Source organism: Polynucleobacter sp. UK-FUSCHL-C3 (assembly GCF_040409815.1).
Lineage (GTDB): Bacteria > Pseudomonadota > Gammaproteobacteria > Burkholderiales > Burkholderiaceae > Polynucleobacter.
The window spans coordinates 1,563,862-1,582,515 of sequence record NZ_CP099959.1; the positions used below are offsets into that span (position 1 = coordinate 1,563,862).

Consider the following 18,654-nt stretch of genomic DNA (forward strand, 5'->3'; position numbering starts at 1 on the left):
ATTATGCCCACCTTATCAGCCATACTCATAACTCGGAATGAAGAAGCCAATCTCGAGGACTGCCTAGCCTCGCTAGACGGGCTTGCCGACCAAATTGTGGTCGTGGATACACAAAGCACGGATCGCACTCTAGCGATTGCCCAAAAATACGGCGCTTTGGTCGATACGCCGGCTGATTGGCCAGGATTTGGGCCTCAAAAGAATCGGGCTTTAGACCTTGCCACCGGTGACTGGGTGCTCTCCCTAGATGCCGATGAGCGCCTCACCCCCGAGCTCAGGCTGGAGATTAAGGGTGTGCTTGAGAAACCCCAAGCGAATTGCTATGCCATTCCAAGACTATCTTGGTATTGTGGGCGCTTTATGCGTCACTCGGGTTGGACCCCGGATTATGTAGACCGACTATTTAAGAGAGGTAGTGCACGCTTCTCAAACGATTTAGTTCATGAGCGCCTAATCCCGCATGATTCTGTTATGAAGTTAAAGAATCAGATGCTTCACTATAGCTTTATGAACCAAGCTCAGGTACAAGAAAAAATGCAGCGATATTCCACCGCATCTGCTCAACAAGCATTCGCTAAGGGTAAAACAGCAAGTCCTCTTAAGGCTATATTGCATGGCACTTGGTCATTTATTCGCACTTATGTAATAAGAGCTGGATTTTTAGATGGTCCCCAAGGATTTTCATTGGCTATAGCCAATGCAAAAGGCTCCTACCTAAGGTACATTAAACTTTGGCGTCTAATCAAGAAATCAAAAGAATGACTCAAATTTCTGTCATAGTGGCGACCTACAATTGGCCAGCGGCCTTGGGTCTTTGTCTTCAATCCTTAAAGAATCAATCCTTTAGAGATTTTGAGATTTTGATTGCTGATGATGGGTCAAAAGAAGAAACTCGTAATCTCATTCAAAAGTATATTCAAGAATTCCCTATCAAAATTACGCATCTTTGGCATGAAGATATAGGTTGCCGCAAGACAATCATCGGAAATCGCGCTATTAATAGTGCGAATGGTCAGTACTTAATTTTTTTAGATGGAGACTGCGTAGTTCAGCCCGACTATCTTCAGAGACATTTATCTCTGGCACAAAAGGGGTATTTAGTCACAGGAAGCAGAATATTGCTTAACCAGAAATTTACCCAAGAAATACTCACTGAAGGATATATAGACTTCTCCAGATTACAAAAAAATTCCTTCTTTTTACGTATTCAAGGGTCTATAAATAAATTTCTTCCTTTATTCATTAAATTTGGTAACGGTAAATGGAGAAATTACAAAAAATTCTTCTGGCGTCGCATTAAAGGATGCAATATGGCGTGCTGGAAAGAGGACGCCCTGGCCATTAAAGGATTTGATGAAACACTAATTGGATGGGGTCACGAAGATGCTGATTTCATTTTTCGCCTTGAAAATAAAGGAATAATAAGGAAGTCTGGCTCATGGTCAACTGAAGTCATTCATCTATTTCATAAAGTTCGAGATCAATCAAATAACGATGAAAGTACAAAACGAATTCTCGAAAAGGTCCGGCTTATGCGAGCCGGTCAATTTCAATAGGTTATGAAAGATCCTGCCCGCGTTTTATTCATTGCCACTCGGCAGATTGGAGATGTCTTAGTAACAACCCCATTGATTAGTTCAGCTCGCGCCATTTGGCCCAATGCCCAATTTGATTTTCTGGGATATCGGGGCAAGCTTGATATGCTCAAAGGTAATCCTGATATTCATGAGCTGATTGAGACCCCAGAGCGCCCAAACTTATGGGAGTATCTGAAACTCTTTAATCAACTCTTCCAGCGCTATGACCTAGCTATCATCACCCAACCAAGTGATCGCTCCTACTTCTTTGGTTCGCTGGCTGCCTTACGACGAGTGGGTGTGGTGGTTGAGGACACACCCCGAAGTAAAAAAAATAGTGCTTGGAAGCGCGCCATTTCTATGCACTGGGTTCCAGTGGATTACTTTCATCAACATGTCATTGTAGAAAAATTAAGGTTACTGGAGCCCTTCTACCAAGACAAGGGTCTTGATTTATTTGCCCACCCAATCTCAGTAACACCCCCTAAAGCACAAACCTTAACTCCTCTCATTCAAAGCCAGATACGGCAACCCTACATTGTTTTGCACCCAGGGCCTCTCAATGCCTATAAACGTTGGCCGCTATCGTATTGGCAAGAACTGATCACCCATTTAGTTAATGATGGTAATCAGATTATTTTGAGCTCTTCACCAGCTCGGCAGGACTTAGAGCTAAACAAAGATATTTTGTCCTTACTCGACATAAACATACGTGGCTCCCTTATTAATACAGAAGGTCGTTTAAGTCTTCCTCAAGCGGTCACTCTCTTAAAAGGAGCGACCCTTTATATCGGGGTTGATACATCGGTCAGTCATTTATCAGCCGCCTGTGAAACCCCTACGATTGTTTTATTTGGGGCAACCCCCCCAACAAACTTTGGCCCATGGCCTAATGGTTTTGTTGGACAAAAGCCTTATCAAATTAGAGCGCGGATGCAAATAGTTAATAACGTTTGCATCCTTCAAGGTCCCGGGGATTGTGTACCGTGCCGCAAAGCCGGCTGTGAAGACAAATCAGACAGTAGGAGCGAATGTCTTGATTTACTAAAACCAAATCAAGTGATCGAAGCAGTTCAAAGAATGCTTCAAAGGTAAGGTACTAATTAACGACGCTTTACGTAAAAGATCATCGCATCACCCTCATTATCGGTGGCGAGAAGCTCGTTACCCGTTTGTTTACAGAAGGCCGGGATGTCATGGCTAGCACCAGAATCAGTTGCCTTTAGTTTAAGAACCTCGCCTGATTGCATCTCGGCTAAGGTCTTCTTCGTACGTAAAATAGGCAGGGGGCAGTTCATGCCGATGGCATCAACCTCGCGATGGACTTGGATGGAGCTCACTTCACTCATTACATTCTCCTCATATCTTCTTATTTTAGCGATTTGCGCCTAGACTCGCTCGGCTACCCAAGCATCGACCCCAGCTAGGGCCTTGGCAAGACCAGAAGGATCTGTTCCTCCAGCCATGGCCATCTCAGGCTTGCCGCCACCTTTGCCGCCTACCTGTTGAGCAACAAAGTTCACCAAATCACCTGCTTTAATCCGATTACTTACATCACTGGTGACCCCAGCAATTAAGCTTACCTTACCATCTTGCACAGATGCCAAAACGATTACAGCAGACTTCAGTTTTGTTTTTAAAGTATCCATAGTCTCGCGTAATACTTTGGCGTCTGCTGTATCTAACTGAGCGGCTAATACTTTGAGCCCACCATGATCGCTCGCTTTACTTAATAGATCATCACCTTGACTAGCGGCTAGCTTAGAGCTCACGCGCTCCAGTTCACGTTCCAATTGTCGGATATTGTCTTGCAACTGTGTCACACGGGGTGCTAGCTCATGAGGAGCCGCTTTCAGAATCTGCGTGGCTTCATTGATGCGGGACTCTAAGGTTTGCAGAAAATCCAGGACGTTCGAACCAGTGACCGCCTCAAGCCGTCTAATGCCGGCTGCAACGCCGCTTTCTGAAACAATTTTAAAGCTACCAATATCACCCGTACGCTGGACGTGTGTGCCACCGCATAACTCTTTAGAAGAGCCAATTTCTAATACTCGAACTCGTTCACCATACTTCTCACCAAATAGCATCATCGCACCTGTTTTTTGTGCATCCTCGATGGCCATCACAGTCGCTGAACTAGCGGTATTTGCCAAAATCTCTTGATTAACGATTTGCTCGATCCGATTTATTTCTGCCTTCGAGAGTGGCGCAGTATGTGTGAAATCAAAACGAGTTTTGTCAGCATCGACGAGGGAACCCTTCTGTTGCACATGATCACCCAAGACCTCGCGCAAGGCTTTATGCAAGAGATGGGTTGCGCTGTGGTTACGTACCGTTTTTACGCGGATGCTGCCATCGACTCGGGCCTGAACAATATCGCCGACCTTTAATTCACCTTCTTGTAACTCGCCCTGGTGACCAAATACATCGGCCTGAATCTTAAAGGTATCGGCTACGATAAATTGCGCTCGATCGCTTCGTAACTCACCCTGATCGCCAACTTGCCCACCGGATTCTGCATAGAAAGGGGTTTGATTAATGACTACGACTGCACTCTCGCCAGGTTTAATATGATCTACAGGACTGCCATCTCGATAGAGCGCAGTGACCCGTGCATCTTGCACCTGCAAACTGTCATAGCCATGAAACTGAGTAGCTTCTCCATGGTACTCAAGGCCTTGGGCCATCTTGAACTTACCCGCGGCTCGAGCTTGATCGCGTTGCTTTTGCATCGCGATCTCAAAACCATTCGAGTCAACACTGACTGAGCGCTCCCGACAAACATCTGCGGTTAAATCCAATGGAAATCCAAAGGTGTCATGCAAACGAAATGCAGTATCGCCATCCAAGACCTTAGCGCCCTTTGCTAGTGCGCCTTCTAAGATCTCCATCCCATTAGAGATTGTTTGGAAGAAGCGCTCTTCCTCTTGCTTGAGAACATCCATCACCTTAGTTTGTGCTTGACGCAATTCAGGGTAAGCATCACCCATTTCGGCGACTAATGCGGGTACAAGCTTATGGAAGAAAGGTTGACGAGCGCCTAATTTATAACCGTGGCGTATCGCGCGTCGTGCAATACGGCGAAGCACATAACCCCTACCCGCATTTCCGGGAATCACACCGTCAACCACAACAAAACTGCAAGCCCGAATATGATCTGCAATCACTTTGAGCGAAGGGCTATCAGGGTCACAGTTTTTTGCCCCCGCATCATCGACTGCCTGCTTGGCTGCTTGCAAGAGATGAATAAAGAGATCAATCTCATAATTAGAGTGAACATGCTGCAAGACCGCAGCAATTCGCTCAAGACCCATACCCGTATCTACGCTGGGTTTTGGTAAAAGATGCATTTCACCCGCTTCATCACGATTAAATTGCATGAAGACGTTATTCCAAACCTCAATGAAACGATCTCCATCCTCATCAGGGCTTCCTGGAGGTCCTCCAGGGATCTCGGCGCCATGGTCATAGAAAATTTCGGTACAAGGACCACAGGGGCCTGTATCGCCCATCATCCAAAAGTTATCCGATGCATAACGCGAGCCTTTGTTATCCCCAATTCGCACAATTCGTTCTTTGGGAACTCCGATTTGCTTGAACCAAATGTCGTACGCTTCATCATCCTCGGCGTAGACCGTTACCCACAATTTATCTTTTGGGAGTTTAAAAACTTCGGTTAATAACTCCCAAGCATATTGAATCGCATCTTGCTTGAAATAATCTCCGAACGAAAAATTGCCCAGCATCTCAAAAAAGGTATGGTGCCTAGCGGTATAACCAACATTGTCTAGATCATTGTGCTTACCGCCGGCGCGGATGCATTTTTGGGAGCTCGTGGCTCGCTGATAAGGGCGCTTGTCAAAGCCAAGAAAGACATCCTTGAATTGGTTCATGCCGGCATTGGTAAACAAAAGGGTGGGGTCATCCCCGGGAACAACGGGGCTGGATGCCACGATTTGGTGACCCTTGGAGGCGAAATAATCGAGGTAGGCTTGGCGTATATCAGAGACTTTCATCCCAATAATTATCGCATTGGCACAGAATTAGGGCAAACCCTTAAGCTTGCCTCGGATCATTCCCTTACAATCACAAATCGACTAAAAACAGTTACTACATATAGTCGTGCCTAATTGGCAAAAATAAGGAGCTAGATTTTGAACATCCGCAATAAGAAAGATTTCGGTGCCGGGATCATGTACATGGCCTTTGGCCTTTTCTTTGCTCTCAATGCTCTGAACTACAAAATGGGTACGGCTGCAAAAATGGGGCCTGGCTACTTTCCTTTTTGGCTTGGCGCCATTCTCACTGCCTTGGGTTTTTACATTCTTATTAAATCCATGTCCTCTAAAAATACTGAGGAGTCGATTGGAAAGTGGGATTGGCGGATTATGATCTGGATTTCTGGATCAGTTGCCTTGTACGGCATTTTATTGCCAACCCTTGGGTTTTTATTGTCGGTCATCATCTTAGTCTTCATATCCGCAAGCGCAAGTCATGAGTTCAGCTGGAAGGGGACTGCCTTGAATGCCCTATTTTTAGTGACCTTCACCTACCTTGCATTTGTTCAGGGTTTGAATCTGCAATTTCCATTATTTCCAACGTTTCTCAATTAACCCGCAGAACGGATCATCAAATGGAATTACTAAATAATCTTTCTCTGGGTTTTGAAACCGCTTTCACCCTACAAAACCTGATGTACTGTTTTATCGGTTGCGTATTAGGCACATTAATCGGTGTCCTACCTGGTCTTGGTCCCATTGCAACAATTGCCATGCTTTTGCCGGCAACCTACGCACTGCCCCCGATCGCTGCTCTGATTATGTTGGCAGGTATTTACTATGGCTCCCAATACGGAGGCTCAACTACCGCAATCTTACTTAATATTCCTGGAGAGACCTCATCGGTTGTAACTGCAATTGATGGTTATCAGATGGCTAAACGGGGACGTGGTGGCGTTGCCCTCTTTACCGCTGGTATGGGGTCATTCTTTGCGGGTTGCGTTGCCACATTGATCTTGGCTGGCTTTGCAGCTCCTCTCGCAGAGGTTGCATTTAAGTTTGGTCCTGCAGAATATTTTTCCTTGATGGTATTGGGTCTGATTGGTGCGGTTGTACTGGCATCAGGCTCCCTCATCAAAGCGATTGGAATGATTTTGCTTGGCCTGCTACTTGGTCTTGTTGGTACCGATGTGAACTCGGGTGTTGCTAGGTACTCCTTTGACATACCTCAGCTAACCGACGGAATTGGTTTCGTGTCAGTGGCCATGGGTGTATTTGGCTTTGCTGAGATCATGCTCAACCTTGAGAAAAAGGGAACTGGAGAGTCCTTCCTCAATAAAGTAACTACGCTTATTCCAACTTGGGTAGATGTGAAACGAATGATCCCCTCTATTTTGCGAGGTACTACCATTGGATCGATCCTTGGAATTTTGCCTGGCGGTGGCGCGGCCCTGGCAGCGTTTGGCGCCTACACGGTTGAGAAAAAATCCTCCAAGCACTCGGAGGAGTTCGGCAAGGGGGCAATTGAGGGTGTTGCCGGTCCAGAAAGCGCTAATAATGCAGCAGCTCAAACCTCATTTATTCCATTGCTGACCCTCGGCATTCCGCCAAATGCAGTGATGGCTTTGATGGTGGGTGCAATGACCATTCATAACATTCAGCCAGGTCCGCAAGTAATGACCAGCAATCCTGCTTTGTTCTGGGGCCTGATTGCCTCAATGTGGATTGGCAACATCATGCTCATCCTCTTGAATTTGCCTTTAATTGGTATTTGGGTGAAGTTACTGAAGATTCCGTATCGCTTACTTTATCCAGCAATTTTGGTGTTCTGTTGTATTGGCGTCTATACCGTTAACAACTCCATCTTCGATGTCTTTATCACTGCTGGGTTTGGTGTAATTGGTTATATGTTCTTCAAGTTTGGTTGCGAGCCGGCACCCCTCTTGTTAGGATTTGTATTGGGTCCAATGATGGAAGAAAACTTCCGTCGTGCTCTACTCTTATCCAGGGGCGATTTCACAACCTTCCTCACGCGCCCACTGTCTTTGGGTCTGCTGCTAGCAGCAGCCTTTTTAGTGGTAATTGTGGCTCTACCAGCCATCAAGAAAAGTCGACAAGAGGTATTTACTGAAGAGCTGTAATTGGCAATATCTACCGCTTTGAATAATGCCCGCTACTAGCGGGCATTATTGTTTAAGGCAAGGCTTCGGTTTGGGTAGCACTTAGGTCATTACAGCCAGTCTTATCTACAATAGCAAGATGTCTTCTGATAATGCCAAATCGACCGGATCCAATCAGCCTTCTGAGCTATCTAATTTTCTACGCCAGATCATTGACCATGATTTAGCTAAGGGAACATATCTCAGCCGAGTGGATCAGGCCGGTAAGCCTTTGCCTGCTGTCATCACGCGCTTCCCTCCTGAGCCCAATGGTTATTTACACATTGGCCATGCCAAAAGCATTTGTCTGAACTACGGTTTGGCAAGGGATTACAACACCCTTGCTTCAGGTGGACGGTGCCATATGCGTCTTGACGATACGAATCCCACCAAAGAGGATGTTGAGTATGTTGATAGCATTTTGGATGCTGTCCGCTGGCTGGGCTTTGACTGGAATCATGGGGGTCAAGAGCATTTGTATTACGCCAGTGATTATTTTGAGAACTTATATAAGTTTGCAGAGATATTGATTGAGCATGGTAAGGCATATGTTGATAGTCAAAGTGCGGATGAGATTCATATGAATCGTGGAAACTTTGCTACCCCTGGTAAAAATAGCCCGTATCGAGATCGCCCGCCCTCAGAAAATCTAGCCCTCTTCCAAAAAATGCGTGCTGGAGAGTTTGTGGATGGCAGTCATGTATTGCGTCTCAAAATCGATATGACGCATCCGAATATTGTGATGCGTGATCCTGTGATCTACCGTATTCGCCATGCCCATCATCATCGCACTGGGGATCAATGGTGTATTTATCCTTTGTATGATTTCACCCACTGCATCTCCGATGCTCTTGAGAACGTCTCGCACTCTATCTGCACTCTAGAGTTTGAAAACAATCGCCCTCTCTATGATTGGGTCTTAAACGCCTTGAAAGAAGCTGGGGTATTTAAGGGTCCGCTTCCCCGTCAATACGAATTTGCCCGTCTTAATCTGACCTACACGATTACCAGTAAGCGCAAGCTATTGCAGCTTGTTGAAGAAAAACGGGTGGATGGTTGGGATGATCCTCGCATGCCAACCATTGTTGGGATTCGGCGTCGTGGCTATACCCCAGAGAGTATTCGCTTATTTTGTGAACGCATTGGCGTCTCTAAAGCCGATAGCTGGATTGATATGAGCGTCCTGGAACAAGCCCTGCGGGATGATTTGGATGTACGTGCGCCACGCGCAACTGCGGTACTCAAGCCGCTCAAACTAATCATCCAGAACTATCCTGAGGATCAGAAAGAATTGTGCTCTGCTCCTCGCCATCCGCACCATCCAGAATTAGGTAAACGGGAGTTTCATTTTGGTCGAGAGCTTTGGATTGAGGCTGATGACTTCCAAACTAATCCTGCAAAGGGATTCTTTCGTTTATTCCCACCCAAAGATGGTATTGCAGGTGGGCGACTTCGCCTAAGACACGGCTTTGTGATTGAGTGTATCGGTATGAAACTAGACACCAACAATCAAGTCGTCGAGGTTTATGCCAATTACTTCCCCGATAGCAAAAGTGGCACGCCGGATTCTAATAACTATAAGGTAAAGGGCAACATTCATTGGATACGCACAGATGAAGCGGTGCCAGCAGAAGTTCGCCTCTACGATCATCTGTTTACAGATGCGCACCCTGATAGTGGCGATAAAAACTTTTTAGACTTTATCAATCCTCAATCAAAGGATGTTATTCAAGCTTATCTAGAGCCCTGCATGAGCACGTGCAAAGCAGATGAACAGTTTCAGTTTGAGCGGCATGGCTATTTTGTTGCTGATCGAATAGATAGCCGACCTGGTCAGCTTGTTTTTAATCGCAGCGTTGGGCTAAAAGATAGCTGGAAATAATTACTATCTTTTAAGAGTCTTTAGGTAGTCAGCTACTGTCGGGTAGAGTAATTTACGTTTTAACTCTGGCAGTCGTTTATTTCGAACGCGCCGTGATTCAGACATAAAGGACCAAAGCATAGGACTTACTGCAGTCCTGACTTCTTCTCGAGATAAGCGTTGTGGTTTCGGCAAATTCAGTGCCATAGCTACTGCATCAAAATAGTCTCCCATCTTTTGCTCGCTACCGTCACATGCATTTACAATCCGTTGAGGTTTTCCAATAAAGAGAGCTCCAAGAATGAGTCTTGCTAAATCATCTGCATGAATGTGGTTGGAATACGCATCCTCTTCAGATGTAAGAGCGGGTGTTTTTGCATTTAATCGCTCAATCGGCAAGCGATTGGGGCCATAAATCCCAGGCACCCTCAAAATGCTGAGATTGACACCCTGATGAATTGCCCAATGTCGCAAAACAGATTCCGCATCCATACGCCGCTTGGCACGCTGGCTGGTTGCCAAAGGAGGGCTGCTCTCATCCACATAATCACCATGACGATTGCCATACACCCCTGTAGTGCTGACGTAGACAAAGCGTCTGACAGATCCCGCCCCCTGAGATAAAATTTGAATTAGGTTGCGAGTACGTAAATCGTGTTCACCTTCATTTTGAGGTGGCGCCAAATGAATCACATTCGATGCTAAGCGGGCAATTCGCCATAAAGTCTCAGGATGATCAAGGTCGCCCCCGATGGGTGTGATTCCCTGCTGTCGCAGCTCTGCAAAACGCTCTGGGCTTGAGCTGAGGGCAAAGATTTTTGGTTTGGCATACGTCTTACCTAGATGGGCATTCGGGCCTGATAGTAGTTGCGTAACAACGCGCTGCCCAATATCCCCGCACCCAATGATGAGGATTCTAGGACGACGAAATGCGGAACAGATAGAGGTCATATCTAACATCGTAATGTTTTATTAGGAGAAGTGGAATTGTCCTACCAAGTTGAGCTAAAAACGAGTGGTAAAACATTTTCGGTGGAAGCCGATGAAACCGTTCTAGAAGCAGCTCTTCGCCAAAGCATCAACCTTCCCTATGGTTGTAAAAATGGAGCTTGCGGCTCTTGTAAAGGAAGGCTCCTTACAGGAAAAATTACCCATGGGGACCATAGTCAGAGCGCTCTGAGTCCTGCCGATGAAACTGCGGGCGCCACTCTTTTATGCTGTGCCCACCCTCAGACTGACCTGCTGATTGAAGTTCGGGAAGTTCAGGGTGGAGGGGATATTCCCGTTCGTAAGGTCCCCTGTCGTATTAACACTATTAAGTTTGCCAGCGATGATGTTGCCATTTTGCAATTGCAACTTCCCGCTAGTGAGCGCTTTCAATTTCTGGCGGGACAATATTTAGAGTTTTTGCTCAAAGACAATAAACGTCGTGCTTACTCGATTGCGAGCGCACCCCATGAGGAGGGGCCACTCGAATTGCATATTCGTCATCTGCCTGGTGGTTTATTTACTGATCCCCTATTTGGACAGACAGCGGATGGCAAACAAATTAAAGAAAAGGATATTTTGCGCTTTGAGGGTCCTCTTGGTAGCTTCTTCTTGCGTGAAGACTCTAAAAAGCCAATTATCTTTTTAGCATCCGGCACAGGATTTGCGCCCATTAAAGCGATGCTGACATCCATCCAAAATAAGAAGATTGATCGGGAGATCCATTTTTACTGGGGTGGTAGGCGCCCAAAGGATTTATACATGGATTCTCTCTGCCAAGAATTTACCCACACTATCCCGGGCTTTCATTACACCCCCGTAATATCAGAGGCTCTTCCTGAAGACGCATGGCAGGGTCGCACTGGCTTTGTGCACCGTGCCGTCATGCATGATTTCTCAGATCTAAGCCCTTATCAAGTCTATGCTTGCGGGGCACCGATTGTAATTACCGCAGCCCGCACTGATTTTGTCAAAGAGTGCCGTCTGCCCGAAGAGGAGTTTTTTGCCGATTCCTTCACTAGTGAGGCGGATCTAGTAAGCGCCTAAGTACGGGTTTATAAGGCGAATGCCCCTTTTCCACCGATCTTTTGTATGATTGCAATATGAACAAACCAGCTGACCATCATCCTGTTGACGCCCATTCGGTGATGTACATCACCAAACGTCCCGACATCGTCATGGTGGAAGGGAGTGGCTCGTGGCTTACCGACCAAAATGGCAAGCGCTATTTAGATTTCTTACAAGGTTGGGCGGTCAATTGTTTGGGGCACTGCAATCCCGGGGTCGTGAACGCCTTGCATCAACAAGCCCAAAAACTAATTAATCCAAGCCCTGCGTTTTACAACGGGCCGATGATTCGTTTATCGGATCTCTTAACCGCAAATAGCTGCTTTGATAAAGTTTTCTTCGCGAACAGTGGTGCCGAGGCTAATGAGGGTGCAATCAAGCTCGCCAGAAAGTGGGGGCAACTCCATAAAAATGGTGCCTACGAAATCATTACTTTTGACCATAGTTTCCATGGACGCACGTTGGCAACTATGAGCGCCTCGGGTAAGCCTGGCTGGGATACGATGTTTGCACCTCAAGTTCCAGGTTTTCCAAAAGCAAACCTAAACGATATAGAGTCAGTGAAGAAATGCATCACGGATAAGACTGTGGCGATCATGCTTGAGCCAGTTCAGGGTGAGGGTGGGGTCATCCCTTGCGATGATTCATTTATGCGCGAGCTTCGCCAACTGACACAAGAGAATAATCTACTGCTGATCGTTGATGAGGTTCAAGCGGGCTTTGGCCGTACCGGCACCTTATTTGCGTATCAACATTTCGGCATTGAACCTGACATCATGACCTTAGGCAAAGGAATTGGTGGGGGCGTTCCCTTGGCGGCACTGCTGTGCACCGATGAGGTTGCCTGTTTTGTTCCAGGCGATCAAGGTGGAACTTATAACGGTAATGCCTTAATGACTGCGGTTGGTATTAGCGTAATCGATCAGCTATTGGCTCCCGGCTTTTTGCAATCGGTCATCACCAAAGGCGAATTACTCCAATCAGAATTACTCAAACTCTCCTCTGAATTTGGTCTAAAGGGTGAGCGCGGTAAAGGTCTACTGCGTGCCTTAATGCTGGGCAAGGATATCGGTGGAAAGTTAGTTGATTTAGCTAGAGATCTTGAACCCGAGGGCTTGTTGATTAATTCCCCGCGCCCTGATCTGTTGCGATTTATGCCTGCCCTCACCGTTTCAAACGATGAAATTCGGCAAATGTGCGCCATCTTAAGAATGCTTCTTAAAAAAGTGGTTTAAGCGCCAATACCGCCACTCGATTACTGTTGTAATTCTTCGCCCAAATAAGCTTTACGCACCCGCTCATCATGAAGTAACTCTTGGGCGGGGCCTTGTATGGTGATCTCACCACTTTCCATCACGTAGGCTCGATTGGCCATTGATAAGGCTAGACGTGCGTTTTGCTCAACTAGCAAAATGGTCATGCCCTCTTTAGAAAGATTCTGGATCACGCTAAAGATTGCCTCAACCATTAAGGGCGCCAGACCCATTGAGGGCTCATCCAGTAATAGCAATTTCGGTTTAGCCATCATGGCACGCGCAATCGCCAACATCTGTTGCTCACCGCCTGATAGGGTTCCGGCTAACTGATCCTTGCGCTCTCGCAAACGAGGAAAAAGACTTAAAACAGACTCAAGATCATTAGCAATGGTAAGGTCTTGATTGCCCTGACGTATATAGGCGCCCATTTGCAAGTTCTCCAGAATTGTCATGCGAGCAAAAACACCGCGTCCTTCTGGTACTAAGCCCACTCCAAGCTGAGCCAACTCATAAGCAGGTCGACCGCCAATAGAATCTCCATCGAAATGAATGGAGCCGGCACTCGGCTTTAACAATCCTGAGATTACTTTCAGGGTCGAGGTTTTTCCAGCTCCATTGGCACCAATCAAGGTCACCAGCTCGCCTCGATCGACGTAAAAATTAATTCCTTTAACAGCACCAATGCCGCCATACGCCAGCTTAAGATCACGCACCGCTAACAAGTGCTCACTGTGAGAGCCCATCATGCCACCACTCCCCCCAAGTACGCACGGATCACCTCAGGATGAGCTCGAACCTCATTGGGCAGGCCATTAGCAATCACCTTGCCATAATCCAGCACAGTTAAATGATCACAAATGTTCATCACTAAATTAACGTCATGCTCAATCAATAAGATCGTTTTACCATCAGCTCGAATCTTCAGAATCAGATCTTTAAGCTCCAGTTTCTCACTGGCATTCATACCGGCTGCTGGCTCATCTAGCGCAAGCAGAATTGGTTCAGTTGCCAATGCTCTCGCAATCTCAAGGCGGCGTTGATAACCGTATGATAAATTTTTAGCCTTATGCTGTGCATAATCTTGCAATCCAACATACGCTAACAATTGATAGGATTTATCCCGAATCGCTTGTTCTTCTTTTTGATTCGTTCGTGTTGCCAAGATGGACCCCCATACACCAACATTAAAGCGACAATGACATCCCACCATGACATTTTCTAGCGCGCTCATTTCCTTAAAGAGACGAATGTTCTGAAAGGTTCGGGCTATTCCGGCTTGGGTAACCTCAGATACCGAACGGGGTGAATACGGCTTACCATTTAACTCAAAAGATCCGCGATCGGCAGGATATAAGCCAGTAATTACATTAAAGAATGTGGTCTTTCCAGCTCCATTTGGGCCAATCAAACCTGCGATGGCCCCATCCTGAACTTGTATTCCAACATCATCTAAAGCCTGGACTCCACCAAAGCGTTTAGAGACATCTGATATACGCAAAAGAACACTCACGCCCGCACCCGCTTTAATTGCTCTGGCTTTTGCCAAATCCCATTGGGGCGATAAAGCATGATCAAAATAAGAGCTAGGCCATATAACAATTGACGAATAATCTCGACGTCCATAATGACCGAGCCAAATAAAAATTGCTGAACTGGGGCTGCAATACTTCGTAATATCTCCGGAAAGATCGCCAATAAAATTGCGCCTAGAATGACGCCAGGGATATGTCCCATACCACCCAATACCACCATGGCTAAGACCACAATCGACTCCCATAGAGTGAATGACTCTGGCGAGACAAAACCTTGAAAGGCTGCAAACAAAACTCCTGCTGCTCCTGCAAAACTTGCACCAATGGCGAAGGCCAGTAGTTTCATATTGCGAGTATTAATACCCATCGCCTCAGCAGCAATCTCATCTTCACGGATTGCGATCCAAGCACGACCAGTTCGTGAGTGCTCTAAACGCGAACATACTAATGCAACCAGAACGGCTAGAAGTAGGAAGAAGTAGAACACCAAATACAGGGAAGGAATCTGTAAACCAAATAAAGAAAGGGGTTTGGATAAGTTCAATCCAAATAGTTGAATGGAATCAATGTTCCCAATCCCTTTGGGCCCATTCGTAAAGTTGATTGGTCGATCTAAATTATTTAGAAAGATACGAATGATTTCTCCAAACCCCAAGGTGACAATTGCCAAATAATCACCGCGTAATTTGAGGGTCGGAAATCCTAATAAGATCCCAAACAATGCTGCTAACGCAAATGAAATAATCAGCGCCCCCCATAATGGGAAGTGCATCCCAGCTGGAAAGGCATTCGCAATTGCAGGAAAGTGCGTTGTTAGATGCGGGGAGGCCAATAGGGCATAGCTGTATGCACCTACGGCATAAAAAGCGATGTAACCTAAATCCAATAAGCCAGCAAAGCCAATGACCACATTCAAGCCCAATGCCAGCACTACATATAACAAAGCAAAATCAAGAACGCGTACCCAGTAATTACCGCCAGCAGCACCTACTACCCAAGGTAATAGCAATAAGGTCAGGGTACTGAATACCCAAAACCGTTTATCTCGAAGAGAGTAAGGTGGTGACAGGTGCTTAAGCACGGTCGGACACCTTCTCGCCCAAGAGCCCTCGCGGACGAAGCACTAACACCAAAATAAGCACCATGAAAGCAAAAATATCCTGGTAATTTGATCCTAAGACCCCGCCGGTCCAATCGCCAATATAGCCAGCTCCCAAAGCCTCAATCAGGCCAAGCAACAAACCTCCAAGCATTGCCCCTTGAATATTACCGATGCCCCCCAGAACGGCCGCCGTGAACGCCTTAAGCCCCGGAATAAATCCCATGGCAAAGTGAGCATTGCCATAGTTCGTTGCCATCATGACCCCTGCCAAGGCGGCGAGTGAACCACCCAACATAAACGTAATAGAGATAACACGATTCGGATTAACGCCCATCAGGGCAGCAATATTGGGTTGCTCTGCGGTTGCCCGCATTGCCCGTCCCAAGCGCGTTTTATGAACGATTAGTAGGAGTAAGCCCATCACGATGAAAGAACTTAAAACAATCACAATTTCTTTTGCGGTCACTGTTGCTCCGGAGCCAAATAAATCAATAGGGGTTGAAGGCAACAATTGTGGGTAAGTCAAGGGATTGCGTGACCAAATCATCATGGCTAGAGTTTGCAATAAGACCGATACTCCAATCGCAGAAATGAGGGGCGCCAAACGCGGAGCATTGCGTAAGGGTCGATATGCAAAACGCTCAATCAGAAAACTGAGTGCTGCGCAGACTGCCATTGCCCCCAATAAAACAATCAATAGCATGGCCCACGATGGTAATCCTAGAGGTAACTGCATGATCAAAGTGATCAGGGTCAAGGACACCATAGCGCCCACCATTAAGACCTCGCCATGGGCAAAATTAATAATTCCTAAAATCCCATAGACCATGGTGTAGCCTAAAGCAATCAAGGCATAGATGCTCCCTAGCACTAAGCCATTCACAATTTGTTGCAACAGAATATCCATAGACCTTAGTCTACAAAGAAATAAGCACCGCAGTGCGGTGCTTATTTGTTCGTTCTTACATCTTTATGATTTCAAGGACTGACTTCTTTTTATCCTTGTAGTCATAAAGCGTAATGACACTTGCTTTTAGGTCGCCCTTATCATCAAAGGCAATATTACCGATCAAACCCTTCATCTGAGTTTGTGGCATCGCCGCCAAAATTTTGGCAGTTTCTACAGAATTTGCGCGCTTCATAGCATCAACAATGACATAGACAGCATCGTAGGCAAAGGGTGCATAGATATCGACATCGACATTGAAGCGCTCCTTATATTTCTTCTGAAACTCAGGACCTGCCTCCATTTTCGATAAAGCCATTGCTGCTTCCGAGCAAACTACATTATTGATTGCATCACCCGCAAGCTCGACTAACTTATCAGTACACATTCCATCGCCACCCACAATCTTGGCTTTAATGCCGAGTTCCTGAGCTTGCTTAGCTAAGGGGCCACCCGTGGCATCCATACCACCATACATAATGACATCAGGCTTCCCTGCTTTGACCTTAGTCAAAATCGCCTTAAAGTCGGTTGCCTTGTCATTTGTTGCTTCACGGGCTAGTACTTTGATACCGGCAGCTTTTACTGTTTTCTCAAATTCATCAGCAAGCCCTTTGCCATACTGGGTTGAATCATCAATGATGGCTACCACTTTTGCCTTAATGTTATTCGCCACATAATTCGCTAATGCAGGCCCCTGTTGTGCATCGGTTGCTACCAATCGATAGGTCGTCTTGAAACCTTGCTTGGTGTAATCCGGATTAGTGGCCGATGGAGACACTTGTGTAATACCAGCATCACTATAAATCTTTGCTGCTGGAATACTGGTTCCAGAATTCAAGTGCCCAACCACAGCAACCACTTTTGCATCGACTAATTTTTGAGCAACCTGAGTGGCGGTCTTTGGATCTGCTGCATCGTCTTCAGGGACTAACTTTAGCACTACTTTTTTACCATTAATGGTGAGGCCTGCTTTGTTAATTTCCTCGACTGCAAGTAAGGCTCCGTTTTCATTCTGCTTACCCATATGGGCAATGGATCCCGTAATAGGCGCAACGTGCCCAATCTTAATCTCATTGTCTGCAGGCTTTCCACAGGCTGCCAATAGGGCGATAGCGACTCCTGACAACAGACCATATGAGAATATTTTTTGATACGTTTTCATAGCCAAAATCTCCTAAGGATGATGAAATAATATTTAACTAGGGTGAGTCAAATTCTTTGGTAGCGAAAAGATAATGTCTTCAATCACTCCGTCTAAAGAACGCACTTGACGCGGTCCAAACTCTTGAATCCGCGATACGATCGCTTGTGCCAAACTCTCTGGGGCTGAAGCACCTGCAGTAAGCCCGATACGCTTCTTACCAGCGAACCATTCTGGCTGAAGCTGTTCTGGAGCATCCACCATGTAAGCAGGTACGCCAAGTTTTTCAGCTAATTCTCTCAGGCGATTCGAATTCGAACTCGCCTTGCTACCCACGACAATCACTAACTCCACTTTGGGAGCCATGAACTTGACCGCATCTTGTCGGTTTTGGGTGGCGTAGCAAATATCTTGTTTCTTGGGTTGAATAATTTTAGGAAATTTCTTCGTGAGTGCATTCACAATTTCTTTAGTCTCATCCACCGATAAGGTAGTTTGTGTAACAAAGGCTAAATTTTCATTCGCCGAGAAAGCGAGTTTCTCCACATCTTCAATACTTTCAATTAAAAAAATGCCCTTATCCACTTGGCCCATCGTGCCCTCAACTTCAGGATGTCCGGCATGACCAATCATAAATACCGTATAGCCATCCTTGCACAACTTGACAACTTCTACATGAACCTTGGTTACCAATGGGCAGGTTGCGTCATACACCTGCAAGCCACGATTCTCGGCCTCTTTACGCACTTCTTGAGAGACCCCATGTGCACTGTATATAACAATCGACCCACGTGGAATTTCTTCTATCTCATCCACAAATATTGCACCCTTCTCGCGCAACTCGTCAACAACATATTTGTTATGAACAATTTCATGGCGGACATAGATGGGTGCGCCAAAACGATTCAATGCTTCATTCACGATATTGATGGCGCGATCAACGCCCGCACAAAACCCACGCGGCTGTGCCAACAAAATTTCAGAGGAATCTTGTGATGTACTGGTATTTGACATGGTTTGTTTT

Annotated in this window: 16 protein-coding genes and 1 pseudogene; 8 read left to right on the forward strand and 9 right to left on the reverse strand. The window is 46.2% G+C overall.

Translation table 11 applies throughout. The annotated features are described in order from the left end of the window. Positions 1–3 precede the first annotated feature (3 nt). From NKE59_RS07945 to NKE59_RS07955, 3 genes are read left to right on the forward strand one after another with little or no spacing between them, the layout of a single operon-like run. On the forward strand, positions 4–762 hold the full coding sequence (locus tag NKE59_RS07945) for a glycosyltransferase family 2 protein (RefSeq protein WP_353438440.1): 759 nt from the start codon (positions 4–6) through the stop codon (positions 760–762). Beyond that, a complete protein-coding gene (locus NKE59_RS07950; RefSeq protein ID WP_353438441.1) occupies positions 759–1,556 on the forward strand; it encodes a glycosyltransferase family 2 protein in 798 nt (265 codons plus the stop codon). Before NKE59_RS07945 ends, NKE59_RS07950 begins: the two co-directional genes overlap by 4 nt. Before the next feature lie 3 nt (positions 1,557–1,559). After that, entirely contained in the window at positions 1,560–2,672 is a 1,113-nt protein-coding gene (locus tag NKE59_RS07955; protein ID WP_353438442.1) for a glycosyltransferase family 9 protein, read from the forward strand. Positions 2,673–2,680: 8 nt separating this feature from the next. On the opposite strand, the gene NKE59_RS07960 is transcribed toward NKE59_RS07955, so the two are convergent. Further along, entirely contained in the window at positions 2,681–2,908 is a 228-nt protein-coding gene (locus NKE59_RS07960; protein ID WP_353439935.1) for a sulfurtransferase TusA family protein, read from the reverse strand. Positions 2,909–2,965: 57 nt separating this feature from the next. Then, on the reverse strand, positions 2,966–5,593 hold the full coding sequence (gene alaS, locus NKE59_RS07965; protein ID WP_353438443.1) for an alanine--tRNA ligase: 2,628 nt from the start codon (positions 5,591–5,593) through the stop codon (positions 2,966–2,968). 138 nt (positions 5,594–5,731) lie between these two features. Here alaS and NKE59_RS07970 point away from each other — a divergent pair, with 138 nt between their 5' ends. From NKE59_RS07970 to NKE59_RS07980, 3 genes are all read left to right on the forward strand, one after another. Beyond that, positions 5,732–6,190 (forward strand): tripartite tricarboxylate transporter TctB family protein, encoded by a 459-nt coding sequence (locus NKE59_RS07970; protein ID WP_353438444.1) that lies wholly within the window; start codon positions 5,732–5,734, stop codon positions 6,188–6,190. A 20-nt stretch (positions 6,191–6,210) separates the two neighbouring features. Beyond that, complete coding sequence (locus NKE59_RS07975; RefSeq protein ID WP_353438445.1) at positions 6,211–7,716, forward strand: tripartite tricarboxylate transporter permease; 1,506 nt, start codon at positions 6,211–6,213, stop codon at positions 7,714–7,716. 118 nt (positions 7,717–7,834) lie between these two features. Next, positions 7,835–9,616 (forward strand): glutamine--tRNA ligase/YqeY domain fusion protein, encoded by a 1,782-nt coding sequence (locus NKE59_RS07980; protein WP_353438446.1) that lies wholly within the window; start codon positions 7,835–7,837, stop codon positions 9,614–9,616. 3 nt (positions 9,617–9,619) lie between these two features. Here NKE59_RS07980 and NKE59_RS07985 read toward each other — a convergent pair whose 3' ends face one another. After that, positions 9,620–10,546, reverse strand: a complete 927-nt coding sequence (locus tag NKE59_RS07985) for an SDR family oxidoreductase (protein WP_353438447.1) — start codon at positions 10,544–10,546, stop codon at positions 9,620–9,622. A 36-nt stretch (positions 10,547–10,582) separates the two neighbouring features. On the opposite strand from NKE59_RS07985, the gene NKE59_RS07990 reads away from it, so the two are divergent. Continuing rightward, positions 10,583–11,629, forward strand: coding sequence for a CDP-6-deoxy-delta-3,4-glucoseen reductase (locus tag NKE59_RS07990; RefSeq protein WP_353438448.1), 1,047 nt, complete (start codon positions 10,583–10,585; stop codon positions 11,627–11,629). 56 nt (positions 11,630–11,685) lie between these two features. Further along, the gene (locus tag NKE59_RS07995; RefSeq protein ID WP_353438449.1) at positions 11,686–12,885 is read left to right on the forward strand and encodes an acetylornithine transaminase; all 1,200 of its coding nucleotides are present in this window, start codon (positions 11,686–11,688) and stop codon (positions 12,883–12,885) included. Positions 12,886–12,905: 20 nt separating this feature from the next. On the opposite strand, the gene NKE59_RS08000 is transcribed toward NKE59_RS07995, so the two are convergent. From NKE59_RS08000 to ispH, 6 genes and pseudogenes are all read right to left on the reverse strand, one after another. Then, positions 12,906–13,649: an ABC transporter ATP-binding protein gene (locus tag NKE59_RS08000; protein WP_353439937.1), complete on the reverse strand. Its 744-nt coding sequence runs from the start codon at positions 13,647–13,649 to the stop codon at positions 12,906–12,908. Then, positions 13,649–14,452: an ABC transporter ATP-binding protein gene (locus NKE59_RS08005; protein WP_353438450.1), complete on the reverse strand. Its 804-nt coding sequence runs from the start codon at positions 14,450–14,452 to the stop codon at positions 13,649–13,651. The genes NKE59_RS08000 and NKE59_RS08005 overlap by 1 nt, the downstream gene beginning before the upstream one ends. Then, positions 14,413–15,432: pseudogene (locus NKE59_RS08010) on the reverse strand (ABC transporter ATP-binding protein); the annotation flags it as partial. The gene NKE59_RS08005 and the pseudogene NKE59_RS08010, both read right to left, overlap by 40 nt. Positions 15,433–15,511: 79 nt before the next feature. Further along, the gene (locus NKE59_RS08015) at positions 15,512–16,447 is read right to left on the reverse strand and encodes a branched-chain amino acid ABC transporter permease (RefSeq protein WP_353438451.1); all 936 of its coding nucleotides are present in this window, start codon (positions 16,445–16,447) and stop codon (positions 15,512–15,514) included. A 55-nt stretch (positions 16,448–16,502) separates the two neighbouring features. Continuing rightward, the gene (locus tag NKE59_RS08020) at positions 16,503–17,651 is read right to left on the reverse strand and encodes a branched-chain amino acid ABC transporter substrate-binding protein (protein WP_353438452.1); all 1,149 of its coding nucleotides are present in this window, start codon (positions 17,649–17,651) and stop codon (positions 16,503–16,505) included. 33 nt (positions 17,652–17,684) lie between these two features. Next, on the reverse strand, positions 17,685–18,644 hold the full coding sequence (gene ispH, locus NKE59_RS08025) for a 4-hydroxy-3-methylbut-2-enyl diphosphate reductase (protein ID WP_353438453.1): 960 nt from the start codon (positions 18,642–18,644) through the stop codon (positions 17,685–17,687). Between the last annotated feature and the right edge of the window lie 10 nt (positions 18,645–18,654).

Coding starts and splice junctions, on each gene's coding strand:
- NKE59_RS07945 (WP_353438440.1), top strand. CDS start 4: ATGCCCACCTTATCAGCCATACTCATAACTCGGAATGAAGAAGCCAAT.
- NKE59_RS07950 (WP_353438441.1), top strand. CDS start 759: ATGACTCAAATTTCTGTCATAGTGGCGACCTACAATTGGCCAGCGGCC.
- NKE59_RS07955 (WP_353438442.1), top strand. CDS start 1,560: ATGAAAGATCCTGCCCGCGTTTTATTCATTGCCACTCGGCAGATTGGA.
- alaS (WP_353438443.1), bottom strand. CDS start 5,593: ATGAAAGTCTCTGATATACGCCAAGCCTACCTCGATTATTTCGCCTCC.
- NKE59_RS07975 (WP_353438445.1), top strand. CDS start 6,211: ATGGAATTACTAAATAATCTTTCTCTGGGTTTTGAAACCGCTTTCACC.
- NKE59_RS07980 (WP_353438446.1), top strand. CDS start 7,835: ATGTCTTCTGATAATGCCAAATCGACCGGATCCAATCAGCCTTCTGAG.
- NKE59_RS07985 (WP_353438447.1), bottom strand. CDS start 10,546: ATGACCTCTATCTGTTCCGCATTTCGTCGTCCTAGAATCCTCATCATT.
- NKE59_RS07995 (WP_353438449.1), top strand. CDS start 11,686: ATGAACAAACCAGCTGACCATCATCCTGTTGACGCCCATTCGGTGATG.
- NKE59_RS08000 (WP_353439937.1), bottom strand. CDS start 13,649: ATGGGCTCTCACAGTGAGCACTTGTTAGCGGTGCGTGATCTTAAGCTG.
- NKE59_RS08015 (WP_353438451.1), bottom strand. CDS start 16,447: ATGGATATTCTGTTGCAACAAATTGTGAATGGCTTAGTGCTAGGGAGC.
- NKE59_RS08020 (WP_353438452.1), bottom strand. CDS start 17,651: ATGAAAACGTATCAAAAAATATTCTCATATGGTCTGTTGTCAGGAGTC.
- ispH (WP_353438453.1), bottom strand. CDS start 18,644: ATGTCAAATACCAGTACATCACAAGATTCCTCTGAAATTTTGTTGGCA.